The organism is Bradyrhizobium sp. Kon37, from assembly GCF_055807535.1.
Genome location: NZ_JBVVOY010000001.1, coordinates 177,399 through 192,200 on the forward strand (window position 1 = coordinate 177,399; position 14,802 = coordinate 192,200).

The window sequence follows — 14,802 nt, forward strand, 5'->3', positions numbered from 1 at the left end:
TCGATAGACCTCGCGGTATGGGTCCCGGCCTTCGCCGGGACGACGCTGGAGGGACACGCACAAGCTGAATTGTCCTCCGAGCAATTGCGCGATGGCGGCGCGATCGCCCGCACATTAAAATCGTGCGGTCTCCCGCACCGGTTCAGCCATGCCCCACACCTCCGCCCTGCTCGGCTTCGCTCTCGTCTGCCTCGGCCTCGTGCTCACGCCCGGGCCGAACATGATCTACCTGATCTCGCGTTCGATCACGCAAGGCCCGGCGGCGGGCATCGTCTCGCTCGGCGGCGTGGCGCTCGGCTTCGTGTTCTACATGCTTTGCGCGGCGTTCGGCATCACGGCGCTGCTGCTCGCCGTTCCCTTCGCCTATGACGCGCTGCGCTTCGCCGGCGCCGGTTATCTGTTGTGGCTGGCCTGGCAGGCGGTGAAGCCGGGCGGTCGCTCGCCGTTCCAGGTGAAGCAGCTTGCGATCGACAGCCCGCGCAAATTGTTCGCAATGGGGTTCGTCACCAATCTGCTCAACCCGAAGATCGCGATGCTTTATCTCGCGCTGCTGCCGCAGTTCATCGATCCCACCGCCGGCAGCGTGCTGACGCAGTCGGTGGTGCTCGGCGCGATCCAGATCGCGATCAGCGTCAGCGTCAATGCCATGATCGCGCTCGCGGCCGGGTCGATCGCGCTGTTTCTCGCAAGCCGGCCAAGCTGGATGCTGGTCCAGCGCTGGCTGATGGGCACGGTGCTGGCCGGGCTCGCGGTGCGGATGGCGGTCGAAGCACGGAAGGTGTGAGGCGCGACGCTGTCATGCCCCGCGGAGGCGGGGCATCCAGTACGCCACGGCTTCTCGGCTCAATCCCTTCCGCCTCTGGAATACTGGGTCACCCGCCTTCGCGGGTGACGACAGCCTCCCCCTCAATCCAGCTTCGCCTCCATGCCCCGCTTCACCGCCGGACGGGCCATCAGGGCCTCGTACCAGCGCTTGACGTGGGGGAAATCGGTCAGGTCAACCTTGTGGCGAGGGTGACGCCAGGCCCAGCCCAGGATGGCAAAATCGGCAACCGAGAGCTCGTCGGCGACGAAATCGCGGGCCTCCAGCCGGCGGTCGAGGACGCCATAGAGCCGTCGCGTCTCCGCCATGTAGCGCTTGAGGCCGTAGGCGCGGTCCTGCTCGTTCTCGAGCGCAATGAAATGGTGCACCTGGCCCGGCATCGGCCCGAAGCCGCCCATCTGCCACATCAGCCATTCATAGACGGGGATGCGGCCCGAAAGCGATTTCGGCAGGAATTTTCCGGTCTTTTCGCCGAGATACAGCAGGATCGCGCCCGACTCGAAGATGCTGACGGGCTTGCCATCCGGGCCATCGGGGTCGAGGATCGCGGGAATCTTGTTGTTGGGCGAGAGCTTCAGGAACTCCGGCGCCATCTGTTCGCCCTTGCTGATGTTCACCGGGATCACCTTGTAGGGCAGCCCCATTTCCTCCAGCGCAACCGAGATCTTGCGGCCGTTCGGCGTGTTCCAGGTGTGCAGCTCGATGGTCATTTGTCGCGTGTCCTTCCCGGGGATATCCGGCATCCACCTACTCCAGAACGTTGCACCCCCACAACCGACGGGCCGGGATGGCCGATCCCTGTTGACGGGGGAAGCCCCCTCTGGAATGTCGGGGCCGTCGCGGATAAATTCCGCCACTTCCAAAAACGCTCCCGAGGGCCCGCCGTGTCTAAATCAGCCTCCCGCGCCCGCCTGTTCGAGATCATCCGCCGGCGCTCTTTCGGCCGCGGCGAGGTGACGCTCGCGTCGGGTCGCAAGAGCGACTTCTACTTCAACCTCAAGCCGACCATGCTCGATCCGGAGGGTGCGACGCTGCTCGCCGAGCTGACCTATGAGGCGCTGAAGGACGACCAGCTCGATTTCATCGGCGGGCTCGAGATGGGCGCGGTGCCGCTGGCCGGCGCGCTGGCGCAGATCTCCTGGATCAAGGGCCATCCCATCGCGGCCTTCTTCGTGCGCAAGAAGCCGAAGGAGCATGGCGCGAAGCTCGCGATCGAGGGGCTGCCCAGGGGCGAGACGCTGGAGGGCAAGCGCGTCGTGATCGTCGAGGATGTCACCACCACCGGCGGATCTGCGATGAAGGCGGTGGAGGCGGTGCGCGAGACCGGCGCGGAAGTGGTGCTGGTGCTGACCATGGTCGACCGCGAGGAAGGCGCCGACGACACTTTTGGCGCTGCGGGCCTGCCATTCCGGTCGCTGTACAAGGCGTCGGAATTTTTGAAGGCTTGAGCGGCTAGACTTTCTCCGCCGTCGTGCCCGGGCTTGACCCGGGCATCCACGTCTTTGCCGCACCAGAGATCGTGGACGGCCGGGACAAGCCCGGCCATGACGAGATCCACCCGTCCGGCGACACCGCTCCTCCCCCTCAACCGCTCATTTACCATCCCGCCTTATGGTGAATCATGTGCTGAGACCTGAGGGTCTCGGCCGGTTGGTAGCGTCGGGTGGAGTAAGCGTTTGCGTACAGTCATGTCCCATGCGCGCCGGAATCGCGCGATGCTCGTAGCCGCGACGCTGGCAGCACCGCTGCTCGCGGCTCCGGCCCCGGTTTCGGCCGAAGGCCTGTTCGATTTCTTCTTCGGCGGAATGCAGCAGCAACAGCGGCCGCAGCGTGAGGTGCCGCAGCAGGCGAGCTCCTACGCCGATCCCTTCACCGGCCAGCAGAATGCCGCAAGCCCGCAATACGTGCCGCCGACACGTTCGGCCGCGGCCGGCGGCTCGGGACCGGCGTTCTGCGTGCGCAGCTGCGACGGCAAATATTTTCCGCTGATGCGCGGCCTCGCCTCGCCCGCGCAGATGTGTCAGGCCTTCTGTCCTGCGAGCGCGACCAAGATCTATTTCGGCTCCTCGATCGACGGCGCGGCGTCGCAGACCGGCGAGCGCTATGCCGATAGCGAGAACGCGTTCGCCTATCGCAAGGCGCTGCGCGCCGACTGCACCTGCAACGGTCGCGAGCCGGTCGGCCTCGCGCCGGTCGATCTGGCGCTGGACTCGTCGCTAAAGCCCGGCGACGTGATCGCCACCAGCGACGGCCTCGTCGCCTATACCGGCATCCGCGTCGGCAACGACCAGGCCGCGGACTTCACCCCGGTCGCCTCTTATCCCGGTCTCACCGCGCAGGTCCGTGCACGGCTCGGCGAGATGAAGGTGGCGCCGGTGCGCGCCGACACGGTGGCGGCGGATGGCCCCGCCGCGGAGATCGTGCGCGAGACGCTGCCCGACGTGACGGTGCCGAAAACGCAGAAGCCGGCGAAGCGGGCTGGGCTGGAGTAAAGCCCAACTCTCACCAAGTCGTCATTGCGAGCGAAGCGAAGCAATCCAGAATCTTTCCGGAGAGAGGCTCTGGATTGCTTCGTCGCTACGCTCCTCGCAATGACGAGATTGCTGCACTACCGTCCGATGATCACCCCGATCACGTTCGGCGCCGCCAGATATTTCTCCTCGATCGCCGCGCGCGCAGCGGCGCGGTTGTCTGCCGTGAGCAGGCCGCGCTTCTCGGCCAGGATCATCCAGCAAAAACCCCACCAGTCGGTGAGCATGCCCTGATCGTCGACGAGGTCATACCCCTGCTCGGCGGCGAAGATCCGCGCATGCGCTTCGTCCAGCGTGTCGAGGAACAGATGGTCCTCCGCCGAGAACAGATCGTCGCTGACGTCGTCGATGGTGTAGCCCCATATCGACTGGCACACCGCGTTGAACTCGCGGTCGAACTGGTCGTCGTCGACCGCGTAGCGCCGCGCCGCCTGATGCAGCCGCGACAGCGAGCGCGCGAAATCGGCGATCCTGGTGAGGGCAAACTGGTCGAAGGCAATGGTGGACATGTAGTCCTCGCGAAGTCTGACAGACGCTAGATATTGTGTCGGCAACGCGCCGAATCACAATGATATATCAAAGACTTGCTAAAGTGTTCTTAATTTGTTCTGATGCCCGGCGCGGTTGTTGGAGAGCGTCGTCCTGGCGAAAGCCAGGACCCATTACCCCGGTCAGCGTTGACCTTGCGAGCTGAGGCCATGAGCGCAAGCAGCTACTACGTCTACATCTTGGCGAGCCGCCATCACGGGACAGTTTATATCGGCATTACCAACGACATCCGCGCGCGGCTTGAATTACACCGGTCGGGTCGAGGCTCCAAGTTCGTGCAAAAGTACAAGATCTTCCGCCTTGTGCACGTCGAAGCATTCGCGACTCCCCAGGAAGCTATCGCGCGCGAGAAGCAATTGAAGTTCTGGAAGCGAGACTGGAAGATCAAGCTGATCGAGGAGGAGAATCCCGACTGGAATGACCGGTCGGGCCTCATCTGACAGTCGGGGTAATGGGTCCTGGCTTTCGCCAGGACGACACCTTCTTCGTTGCACCAGTCATGCTCAATTCGCCGCCGACATCAACTTATCCCCGCACGCGCTCGCATAAAACTTGCCGCCGCATTGGCGCTTGATGGCGGCGCAGCGGGCGGCGGGCGTGGCGTTTTGCGGGAGCGTGACGGCGCAGCTCAGGCCGTCGGCGCTGCGGCCCATCTTGCCGGCGGCGAAGGCGGCGCTGGACGCGGTGATGCAGACGACGAGGAAGGTGGCGGCGGCGATTTCGAGCAGCCGTCGCATCACAGGTCTCATCAGAGAGTTCATGGGGCGTCTCCTCCACACTGATGGCTGAATTGGCCGCCATTCTAGCACCAAATCCACGTTTCCCCGTATGCGTCCGGGTTCCCAAATCGGCCCGTTCCTTGCATAATTTTACGCCAGCGCAGTGCACGGTCGCACCAGCAATGGTTCCGGTACAGAGGCAAGATGCGTAGGGTCAGTAGTGTTCTCGCGACCAGGAAGTGACGACTTTGCAAGATTCATCGTTCCAGCCCAATTTTCCCGCCGCCAACCAGCCCATCGACGAACTCGCGCTGGCTGAGATCAAGGGCGCGATCCTGGCGAAGCTGCGCCTTGCCATCGGCAAGGATGCGGGCATGGCGACCAAGCACGACTGGTACCAGGCCGCGGCGCTGGCGCTGCGCGACCGCATCGTGCATCGCTGGCTCACGGCCGAGAAACACAGCTACGATGCGGGGCGCAAGCGCGTCTACTATCTCTCGCTCGAATTCCTGATCGGCCGCCTCTTCAGCGATGCGCTGAACAATATGGGGCTGTTGAAGATCTTCGAGGTCGCGCTCGGCGATCTCGGCGTCTCCTTGCCGGAGCTGCGCAAATGCGAGCCGGACGCGGCGCTCGGCAATGGCGGCCTGGGCCGCCTTGCCGCCTGCTTCATGGAAAGCATGGCGACGCTGTCGATCCCCGCGATCGGCTACGGCATCCGTTATGATTACGGCCTGTTCCGTCAGATCATCAATCAGGGCTGGCAGCAGGAATATCCGGACGAATGGCTCGGCTTCGGCAACCCCTGGGAATTGCAGCGGCCCGAAGTGATCTATGACATTCGCTTCGGCGGCGGTGTCGAGCATGTCGAAGACAAGGGCCGCGATCGCGCGATCTGGCATCCGTCGGAGACCGTGCAGGCGATGGCCTATGACACGCCGATCGTCGGCTGGCGCGGCCAGCACGTCAACGCGCTGCGGCTGTGGTCGGCGCGCTCGCCCGATCCGTTGAAGCTCGACGCCTTCAACACCGGCGACTATGTCAGCGCCAGCGCCGAGCAGTCGCGCGCGGAAGCGATCTGCAAATTCCTCTACCCGAACGACGAGAGCCCGGCGGGCCGCGAGTTGCGCCTGCGCCAGGAATATTTCTTCGTCTCGGCTTCGCTGCAGGATCTGATCAAGCGGCACCTTGCGTCGGATGGCCAGCTCCGCAGCCTGTCGAGCAAGGTCGCGGTGCAGCTCAACGACACCCATCCGAGCTTGGCCGTCACCGAGCTGATGCGGATCCTGATCGACGACCACAATTTCCGCTGGGACGAGGCCTGGAAGATCACGGTCGCCACGCTGTCCTACACCAATCACACCCTGCTGCCCGAGGCGCTGGAGACCTGGCCGGTCGAGCTGTTCGAACGGCTGTTGCCCCGGCATCTCGAGATCATCTACCGGATCAACGTGCAGCACCTCGCGCTCGCAGAGGCGCGCGCCCCCGGCGACATCGACTTCCGCGCCTCGGTCTCTCTGATCGACGAGCGGAGTGGCCGGCGCGTGCGCATGGGCCAGCTCGCCTTCGTCGGCTCGCACCGCATCAACGGTGTCTCGGCGATGCATTCGGACCTGATGCGCGAGACCGTGTTCCACGACCTCAACCATCTCTATCCCGGCCGCATTACCAACAAGACCAACGGCATCACCTTCCGCCGCTGGCTGATGCTGGCCAACCCGAAGCTGACCGATCTGTTGCGCGAGACCTGCGGCGATGCCGTGCTCGATGATCCGACGCAGCTCAGCCTGATCGAAGCCCGCGCCAGCGACGTCGAATTCCAGAAGAGGTTCCGCGCGGTCAAGCTTCACAACAAGACGGCGCTGGCCCGCCTGATCGGCGAGCGGCTCGGCATCAAGGTCGATCCAACTGCGCTGTTCGACGTGCAGATCAAGCGCATCCACGAATACAAGCGCCAGCTCCTGAACGTCATCGAGACCGTCGCGCTGTACCAGGCGATCAAGGACGATCCCAACGGCAATTGGGTGCCGCGGGTGAAGATCTTTGCGGGCAAGGCTGCGGCGAGCTACCGCTACGCCAAGCTGATCATCAAGCTGATCAACGACGTTGCGGAAGTCGTCAACAACGATCCCGCCATCGGCGGCAAGCTCAAGGTCGTCTTCCTGCCCGACTACAATGTCAGCCTCGCCGAGGTGATCATTCCCGCGGCCGACCTGTCCGAGCAGATCTCGACGGCCGGCATGGAAGCCTCCGGCACCGGCAACATGAAGCTGTCGCTCAACGGCGCCCTCACGATCGGCACGCTCGACGGCGCCAACATCGAGATCCGCGACCATGTCGGCGCGGAGAACATCGCGATCTTTGGCATGGAAGCCGGTGACGTGATGATCCGGCGCAAGCAGGGGCTGGACGCCTCCGACGTGATCCGCAATTCGCCAAAGCTCCAGCGCGCCATCAACGCGATCGGGGTCGGCGAGTTCTCGCCCGGCGATCCCGGGCGCTTCGAATCCATCGCGCACGCGCTGCGCTATCTCGACCATTACATGGTCAGCGCCGATTTCGATTCCTATTACGAGGCGCAGCGCAGCGTCGATGCGCGCTGGCAGGTGGCGCCGGCCTGGACCCGCGCCTCGATCCTCAACGTCGCGCGCATGGCGTGGTTCTCCTCCGACCGCACCATCCGCGAATACGCCGAGGAGATCTGGAACGTGCCGGTCAACCCGACCACGCCGCTGCTGCCGACCTTGCGCGACGTCGCTGGCTGAATTTCCGCGAGGTGAAATCGGTTACCCACGAGGTAATTGCACAAGCCGGCGGTGGACGTGATATGACGTCCGTCATTGAACGCCGGATCGAACAATGCACGCCAAGCTCCCGCACCCTTTCGACGACGCCACCCGCGTCAGCGCCGGCGACTCCAGCTGGCAGGGACACACCAGCGACGACTATTGGGCCTTTGTCGGCCCGTTCGGCGGCGTCACGGCCGCAACTATCCTGCGCGCGCTGATCGAGCATCCGGAACGTGCCGGCGATCCGCTGGCACTCACCGTCAATTATTGTGCGCCGATCGCGAAGGGACCGTTCGATCTGGACGTGCGGCTGGTGAAGGCCAATCGCTCCAGCCAGCACTGGAGCGTCGAACTGTCTCAAGGCGGCGGCGAGGTCGCAACGCTCGCCACCGCCGTGTTCGCCGAACGCCGGCCGTCCTGGGAGCACAGGGTGGCGCAATATCCCGATGCAAAGCCGTTCGAAGAGACGATGCCGTTCCCGAAGATCGCGGCGTCCTGGGCCAACCAGTATGAATTTCGGTTCGTCGAGGGCGAGATGCGGATCGGCCCGCCCAAGCCCGAGCTCGCCAGCACCTACTCAAAGCTCTGGATCAGCGATCGCGAGCCGCGCAAGCTCGACATGCCGTCGCTGATGTCGATGTCGGACGCATTCTTCGGCCGCATCTTCCACGCGCGGCGCGAGTTTGTGCCGTTCGGCACGGTGTCGCTGACGACGTATTTCCACACCGACAGCGAAGAGCTCGCGGCCGAGGACATCACCCGCGTCCTGGCGACCGCAGATTCAAAGATCATGCACAAGAGCTACGCCGACCAGAACGCCGAGCTGTGGTCGCCGAACGGAAGGCTGCTCGCGACGACGACGCAGATCGCCTATTTCAAGGCTTAGCTGCTCCCGCAAGTTCGTCATTGCGAGCGCAGCGAAGCAATCCAGACTGTTTCCGCGGAGGGATTCTGGATTGCTTCGCTGCGCTCGCAATGACCGTGGAGAGACATCTCGAGAAGCAAAAGGGCGGCCTCGCGGCCGCCCTTTTGAATTTCAAACGACGCAAGCTTACTCCGCCGCGAGCTTCACGTCCGGTGCAGCGGCGCGGACCTCGGCGTCGACCTGGGCTTCGAACTTGGCAAAGTTCTTCTGGAACATCCCGACGAGCGCGCGGGCGGTCTTGTCGAACTCGTCCTTGTCCTTCCAGGTGTTGACCGGGTTGAGGATCTCGCTCGGCACGCCCGGCAGCGCGGTCGGGACCGCGAAGCCGAAATATTTGTCGGTGCGGAATTCGACGTTGCGAAGCGAGCCGTCGAGCGCAGCAGTCAGCAGCGCGCGCGTCACCTTGATCGGCATGCGCGAGCCGGTGCCGTACTTGCCGCCGGTCCAACCGGTGTTGACCAGCCAGCAGTCGACATTGTGCTGGGCGATCAGGTCGCGCAGCATGTTGCCGTAGACGCTAGGATCGAGCGGCAGGAAGGGCGAACCGAAGCAGGTCGAGAATTCCGGCTGCGGCTCATTGCCGAGACCACGCTCGGTGCCCGCGACCTTGGCGGTGTAGCCCGACAGGAAGTGATACATCGCCTGCGCCGGCGAGAGCTTGGCGATCGGCGGCAGCACGCCGAAGGCGTCGGCGGCGAGCATCACCACGTTCTTGGGCTGCGGCGCGCGGCCGGTGCGCGAGGCGTTCGGAATGAATTCGAGCGGATAGGCCGAGCGGGTGTTCTCGGTCTTGGAGCCGTCGTCGAAATCGACCACACGGGTGTCTTCGTCGAGCACGCAATTCTCGAGCACCGCGCCGAAGCGGGTCGAGGCGGCGTAGATCTCGGGCTCGGCTTCCTGCGACAGCTTGATGCACTTGGCGTAGCAGCCGCCTTCGAAATTGAAGACGCCGTTCGGGCCCCAGCCGTGCTCGTCGTCGCCGATCAGCGTGCGGTTCGGATCGGCTGACAGCGTGGTCTTGCCGGTGCCGGACAGGCCGAAGAAGATCGCGGCATCGCCCTTGGCGCCGACATTGGCCGAGCAATGCATCGGCATCACGCCGCGTTCGGGCAGATAGTAGTTCAGCGTGGTGAAGACCGACTTCTTCATCTCGCCGGCATAGTAGGAGCCGGCGATCAGCACGATCTTGCGGGCGAAATCGATCGCGACGACGTTCTCCGACTTGCAGCCATGGCGCTTCGGATCGGCGCGGAAGCTCGGCATGTCGATGATGGTGAGCTCGGGCACGAACGCCGAGAGCTCGACCGCCTCGGGGCGGATCAGCAGCGTGCGGATGAACAGCGAGTGCCAGGCGAGCTCGGTGAAGACGCGGGTCTTGATGCGATAAGCCGGATCGGCGCCGCCATAGAGGTCCTGCGCGAACAGCGACTTGCCTTCGGCGTGCTTGAGGAAGTCCTGGTAGAGCGTCTCGAACTGCTCTGCGGTGATCGACTGGTTGCCGGCCCACCACATCTTCTTGTCGGTGGTGGCGTCACGCACCGTGAACTTGTCCTTGGGGCTGCGGCCGGTGAACTCGCCGGTGTCGGCGCAGAGCGCGCCATCCGCCGACAGCAGCGCCTCGCCCGCGGAGAGCGAGTATTGATAGAGTTGCGGCGCACCGAGGTTCCAGTGAACCTGCTTGAGATTCTTTAAGCCGAATTTGTCGGCGCCGAAGGCACCGTTGCGCACGCCCGTCTCTTGCACGAAAAATCCTCCTAGAACCCACTCAGCGCGATCATGCTTGGCGCCGCCGCGGTCACCGTGATTGCAGGCCGTCCGGCCTCGGTTGGAACGACCTAATACTGATGAACGCTGGCGTTGCCAAGCTGATCCCTTAGGATTTGGTTTATTCAAGGACCGCGCCAAACGTCGCGCATGTCAGCTCTGAGCAGGCGCATCAAAAAATCAACAATGATCGCGCAACCAAATAGGCGTTTCGGCGTTTCCTGAGGTTATTGCGACGCACAATGTCGAAGACAACTGAAGGACAATCGCAGCCCACCCTATCGTACCGCGCCTTCGCCGATGAGCGCGAAGGGGCCCCACATCGCAGGATAGGCGTTGCGCGGAGACGAGGTGTCGTCAACATAGGTTAACATGGCGCGGCGCAAGGCCTCGGCACGCCCGATTTTTGGTTCGTTTTTGAGCAGCTCGAAAGTCATCGTGGTCAGGCGTGTGGCAGCTTCCGAATCCACGGCCCAATGCGAGACCAGCAGTGCGCGCGCACCGGCGTAGAAGAACGAGCGCGCCAGTCCCGACAGGGCCTCGGCGCCGGGCTTGTCGCCTGCGATGGTGTTGCAGGCCGACAGCACAACCCAATCCGCATTGAGCTTGAGCTGAGCGACTTCACTTGCGGTGAGTAGACCGTCGTCGAGCTCAGTCGGCTGATCGGGAATGGAGAGCGCCAGCGAGGGCTCACCCAGTCCCTTGATGTCGCCGGCAACGAGGCCGTGGGTGGCAAAGTAGATGATGCCGTATTGAGCAAGCGCTGCACGCTTGAGCGTCGTCTCGCTGGCGTCGCGGCCGAGATGAATATCGGCCTCGGCCGCCCCGACATCCTTGGCGACCGCATTCAACTCATCGGCGGTGTCGGGCAGTTGCGGCAGCGCCTGCGCAAGCCGCGCGCGATCGACGCCGGCACCGCGCCAGAAATCGCTATAGGCAATGGTCGCGATGCTGCGCGCCGCGATCTTGCCGTTCGCGGCGCGCCGCTCGGCGGGCCCTTCCAGTGCAGGATTGAACACGGGATCGCCAAAGCCTGTCATCGGCTTCACGCTTTGATCCCGACGCGCGAAGGCGCGTAGCGATTTCAGGCTGACCACCGACGGCAGCACCGAGACGGCCTGACGCCGCAGCAGCCAGGCGGCGCCGCGATAGCCTTCGAGCGTGTCCGGGATCGCAGCCTGCGGCTTCTCGGTGACGAGCAGATGAAACGGCAACGCGGTCAGCGCAGCCGACGGCACCACCAGCAGGCTGCGCTTGTCCTTTGTCAACGCCTCGACCGGACCGAGCAGCGCGACATGGAGTTCGTTGGCGAGTGCGAGATCGAACAGGCCTGACTTGCCGGAGGCATCGCGCGCTTTGCCGACGTCGAGTCCCTTGCGGAATGCCGTCACCTTCTGCGTCAGCGCATCCGCGCCGAGTGGAATAGCCTTCCAGTCCACGCCCTCGCGCGTGATAGCGACGACATAGCTCTGCTTGTCGACGACAGAGTAGACCACCATCGCCTCGTCGGCCGACAGCAGCGACTGGATGTCCTTTGCCGTCAACGGCAGAGGATTGGAGAGCGACGCGTAGTCGGGAAACTCGACCGCGAGCGTCTTCTGCAGGCCCGCACGCTCGTTGGTAATCGTTGCAATCCGCGCGCGGCTGCGCTGCTCGGTTGCGAGATCGCGCTGCGCGGATTGCTTCGACACCGCCGTGACGATCGCCTTGTCGAGTGCCTCGGACTCAGCTGCGAGATCCTGGTCCCGGCGCACCAGCTCGGCGAGCCGGTCGCTGCCGGCGGCAAGCCGGACCGCGAGCTTGTTCACGGCGGACGCCGCGGAGGATTGTGTGCCGCGCTGTATCGCGGCGAGAGCCTCGTCCAGCGCCTTGTCGCCGGACAGCAGATCTTGTTGGCGCGCGTCGAACAGGACCGGCAACACGACGCGCAGCTGGGCGCGATCGCCCCGAAGCGTCCTTTCCGCGAACCGCAATGCGTCCGCGGTGCGCCCGGCCACGTAGAGGAAATAAGCGAGATTGCTGGTCGAGGTCATGACCTCAGGATGATCGGGCCCGAGCGCATTTTCGCGGATGAGCAGCGCGCGGCGATAGAGCGGCTCGGCGTCGCCGTAGCGCTGCTGGTGCTCGTAGAGGCCGGCGAGATTGTTCAGCGAGCGGGCGACGTCGGGATGATCCGGTCCCAGCACCTTCTCCCGGATCGTCAGCGAGCGCTTGATCGGAGCTTCCGCCTCCGCATCGCGGTTGAGATCGCGATAGACCTGGCCGAGATTGTTCAGGACGGTGGCCACCGCCGGATGCTCGGGGCCGCCGGCCTTCTGGTAGATCGCGAGCGCCCGCTGAAACAACGGTTCGGCATCGGCATAGTGCTGCTGTTTCACATAGAGCGTGGCGAGATTGTTGAGGGATTGACCGACATCGGGATGCTCGCGCGACAATCCCTTCTCCCGAACGGCGAGCGCGCGCCTGAATAGAGGTTCGGCCTCGGCATAGCGGCTCTGCCGCTGGTAGAGCGCGGCGAGATTACTCAGTTCGGCGCCAAGCAGCGGGGTTTCGAGACCGAGCGACTTTTCCATCAACATGATGGCGCGCTTGTAGAGCGGCTCGGCCAGATCGTCGTGGCCCTGACCGGCATGAACCTGGCCGAGGTTGTTCAGCGCGGCGGCGAGTTCGCGACCTGTGTCGCTCTTCTCCAGGCTCGCGACCATGCCTTGCGCCAAAGGCAGTGCTTCCGAATATCTGCCGGCGCTCATGAGGGTGTTGATCCGCGCGCTCTCCGCGGCGAGACCTTTCTGGGCGACGCTAGGCGTGACAAGCGATGCGGTGATCGCGAGCGTCAAACCCACAACCAGCGTCCGTCTATTCCATTCTGCCATGACGCTCTCGCCGCCGCCTTCTGACCGGTAACGAACTTGGGTCGCGGCGATGGGCAGCAGCGTTCAATGTGTAGCGCTCTGGTCCATCCTGGTGCGCGCTTCGCCGGCGAGGCGAACCAGCATCTTGCGCAGCGCGGTGCCATCAGTAACCCGCTCCGGGAAGTCCAGCCGCAAGGCGGTCTGGCCGTCCTGCATGTCCAAGCCCTCCGGATCGCAGCCGGTGCAGCGCCAGTCGCCCGCGGCAGCGCCCAGCAGTTTTGTTGCATAGAGGCTCATGGCCTCGCGGTGGTCGGCATTCATGTGCTCCACCGCCCCCTCCTCCGCCGCCAGCAAGTCCTCGGCCCCCGTGAGGTCCGTGAGGAATTGCTCTGGCTCGAGGTCGACGATCCGACCGAAGCCGGCGACCAGATGAGTTCCCGTGGGCCGAATCCGGAAGAAGGAGAAATCCTTAAAGGAAACAAAGGCCTCCGCTGAGGGATGGGCATTGAGATACCGTCGCCGGAGCAGGTCCTTGTCCGCGTCGGCCGGCTCAGCATGGCCGGACAGCATGATTCGGGCACCTTCCAGCGGATCGCCCGCCGCGCGCTCGTCCAGCATCAGGGACACCCGGCTGTCGGCCAGGATGTTCCTGGTGTGCACGGCCAATCCCGAGATCAGCAGGATCGGAGAGCCATCCGGATGGCTCGCCAGATTGACCAGGGAGCAATAGGGATCGCCGCTGCCGGCCATCAACGTCGCCAATGCCCCCTGCCGTGACCGCCGCAGCAGCGATTTGGCCAGCTTTCCGGGGTCGAAATCGAGGGTCGGTTGCATCGGCTTTCTCGGGTCAGGTGGTTGCATGGAGGGCCTTTTTTCGGGTAAACCGGGGCCCGGTTATGGGTCGAGATGCGGCGAATCTGCCGTGTTTCGTGGAACTTGGTCACACTTCAGCCTAGCTTGCATTGCTCGGTGACAAGGTTCGAATGCCAACATCGGCACCCATGTATGCGGCGCATCAGTGGATTGCTCGCCGTTTTCAAGCCACGACCCAAACGGAAAGCAGAAAGCAGAGGCTCATGCCCACAATCGCTTTGGTCGACGACGACCGCAACATTCTCACATCCGTCTCGATCGCGCTGGAGGCCGAAGGCTATCGCATCATGACCTATACCGACGGCGCCTCCGCGCTCGACGGTTTCCGCACCACCCAGCCCGATCTTGCCATCCTCGACATCAAGATGCCGCGCATGGACGGCATGGAGACGTTGCGCCGGCTGCGGCAGAAATCCGACCTGCCCGTGATCTTCCTGACCTCCAAGGACGAAGAGATCGACGAGCTGTTCGGCCTCAAGATGGGCGCCGACGACTTCATCCGCAAACCGTTCTCGCAGCGCCTGCTGGTCGAGCGCGTCAAGGCGGTGCTGCGCCGCTCGGCGCCGAAGGACCCGACCGTCACGCCGAAGGAGAACGACGCCAAGGCGCTCGACCGCGGCCTGCTGCGCATGGATCCTGAACGGCACACTTGCACCTGGAAGAACGAGCCGGTGACCCTGACCGTCACCGAATTCCTGATCCTGCAGGCGCTCGCGACCCGGCCCGGCGTGGTGAAGAGCCGCAACGCGCTGATGGACGCCGCCTATGACGACCAGGTCTATGTCGACGACCGCACCATCGACAGCCACATCAAGCGGCTGCGCAAGAAGTTCAAGGTCGTCGACAACGAGTTCGAGATGATCGAGACGCTCTACGGCGTCGGCTACCGCTTCAAGGAAGCCTGAGGCGCACGCGCCTCCACGAAAGACCGAGAGCATCGCCGGTTCTGATTCCATCGGCACCGGGATGGCTCTAGG

Annotated in this window: 13 protein-coding genes; 7 read left to right on the plus strand and 6 right to left on the minus strand. The window is 64.0% G+C overall.

Going from position 1 to position 14,802, the window contains the following annotated elements; genetic code table 11:
* Positions 1-148: 148 nt before the first annotated feature.
* A complete protein-coding gene (locus AC0L3J_RS00940) occupies positions 149-784 on the plus strand; it encodes a LysE family translocator (RefSeq protein ID WP_106941212.1) in 636 nt (211 codons plus the stop codon).
* 122 nt (positions 785-906) lie between these two features.
* Here the strand turns inward: AC0L3J_RS00940 and AC0L3J_RS00945 are convergent, their stop codons facing one another.
* Positions 907-1,533, minus strand: coding sequence for a glutathione S-transferase family protein (locus tag AC0L3J_RS00945; RefSeq protein ID WP_473345550.1), 627 nt, complete (start codon positions 1,531-1,533; stop codon positions 907-909).
* Between the two features lie 174 nt (positions 1,534-1,707).
* Between AC0L3J_RS00945 and pyrE the strand changes: the two genes are divergently transcribed.
* Positions 1,708-2,271, plus strand: coding sequence for an orotate phosphoribosyltransferase (gene pyrE / locus AC0L3J_RS00950; RefSeq protein ID WP_018460046.1), 564 nt, complete (start codon positions 1,708-1,710; stop codon positions 2,269-2,271).
* Positions 2,272-2,538: 267 nt separating this feature from the next.
* A complete protein-coding gene (locus AC0L3J_RS00955; RefSeq protein WP_473345551.1) occupies positions 2,539-3,315 on the plus strand; it encodes a DUF2865 domain-containing protein in 777 nt (258 codons plus the stop codon).
* 116 nt (positions 3,316-3,431) lie between these two features.
* Here the strand turns inward: AC0L3J_RS00955 and AC0L3J_RS00960 are convergent, their stop codons facing one another.
* A complete protein-coding gene (locus AC0L3J_RS00960) occupies positions 3,432-3,863 on the minus strand; it encodes a hypothetical protein (protein ID WP_027514353.1) in 432 nt (143 codons plus the stop codon).
* Positions 3,864-4,052: 189 nt separating this feature from the next.
* On the opposite strand from AC0L3J_RS00960, the gene AC0L3J_RS00965 reads away from it, so the two are divergent.
* Positions 4,053-4,343, plus strand: coding sequence for a GIY-YIG nuclease family protein (locus tag AC0L3J_RS00965; RefSeq protein WP_473345552.1), 291 nt, complete (start codon positions 4,053-4,055; stop codon positions 4,341-4,343).
* A 63-nt stretch (positions 4,344-4,406) separates the two neighbouring features.
* On the opposite strand, the gene AC0L3J_RS00970 is transcribed toward AC0L3J_RS00965, so the two are convergent.
* Positions 4,407-4,640 (minus strand): hypothetical protein, encoded by a 234-nt coding sequence (locus AC0L3J_RS00970; RefSeq protein ID WP_473345553.1) that lies wholly within the window; start codon positions 4,638-4,640, stop codon positions 4,407-4,409.
* A 230-nt stretch (positions 4,641-4,870) separates the two neighbouring features.
* On the opposite strand from AC0L3J_RS00970, the gene AC0L3J_RS00975 reads away from it, so the two are divergent.
* Entirely contained in the window at positions 4,871-7,387 is a 2,517-nt protein-coding gene (locus AC0L3J_RS00975; protein ID WP_473346050.1) for a glycogen/starch/alpha-glucan phosphorylase, read from the plus strand.
* A 94-nt stretch (positions 7,388-7,481) separates the two neighbouring features.
* Positions 7,482-8,297 (plus strand): acyl-CoA thioesterase, encoded by an 816-nt coding sequence (locus AC0L3J_RS00980; RefSeq protein WP_473345554.1) that lies wholly within the window; start codon positions 7,482-7,484, stop codon positions 8,295-8,297.
* Positions 8,298-8,462: 165 nt separating this feature from the next.
* On the opposite strand, the gene AC0L3J_RS00985 is transcribed toward AC0L3J_RS00980, so the two are convergent.
* The 3 genes from AC0L3J_RS00985 to AC0L3J_RS00995 all read right to left on the minus strand — a co-directional run bounded on the left by AC0L3J_RS00985 (position 8,463) and on the right by AC0L3J_RS00995 (position 13,786).
* Entirely contained in the window at positions 8,463-10,079 is a 1,617-nt protein-coding gene (locus tag AC0L3J_RS00985) for a phosphoenolpyruvate carboxykinase (RefSeq protein WP_473345555.1), read from the minus strand.
* A 299-nt stretch (positions 10,080-10,378) separates the two neighbouring features.
* Complete coding sequence (locus AC0L3J_RS00990) at positions 10,379-12,973, minus strand: CHAT domain-containing protein (RefSeq protein ID WP_473345556.1); 2,595 nt, start codon at positions 12,971-12,973, stop codon at positions 10,379-10,381.
* Between the two features lie 63 nt (positions 12,974-13,036).
* The gene (locus AC0L3J_RS00995) at positions 13,037-13,786 is read right to left on the minus strand and encodes a HugZ family pyridoxamine 5'-phosphate oxidase (protein WP_473345557.1); all 750 of its coding nucleotides are present in this window, start codon (positions 13,784-13,786) and stop codon (positions 13,037-13,039) included.
* A 242-nt stretch (positions 13,787-14,028) separates the two neighbouring features.
* Here AC0L3J_RS00995 and AC0L3J_RS01000 point away from each other — a divergent pair, with 242 nt between their 5' ends.
* On the plus strand, positions 14,029-14,730 hold the full coding sequence (locus AC0L3J_RS01000) for a response regulator transcription factor (RefSeq protein WP_007597749.1): 702 nt from the start codon (positions 14,029-14,031) through the stop codon (positions 14,728-14,730).
* Positions 14,731-14,802: the final 72 nt, after the last annotated feature.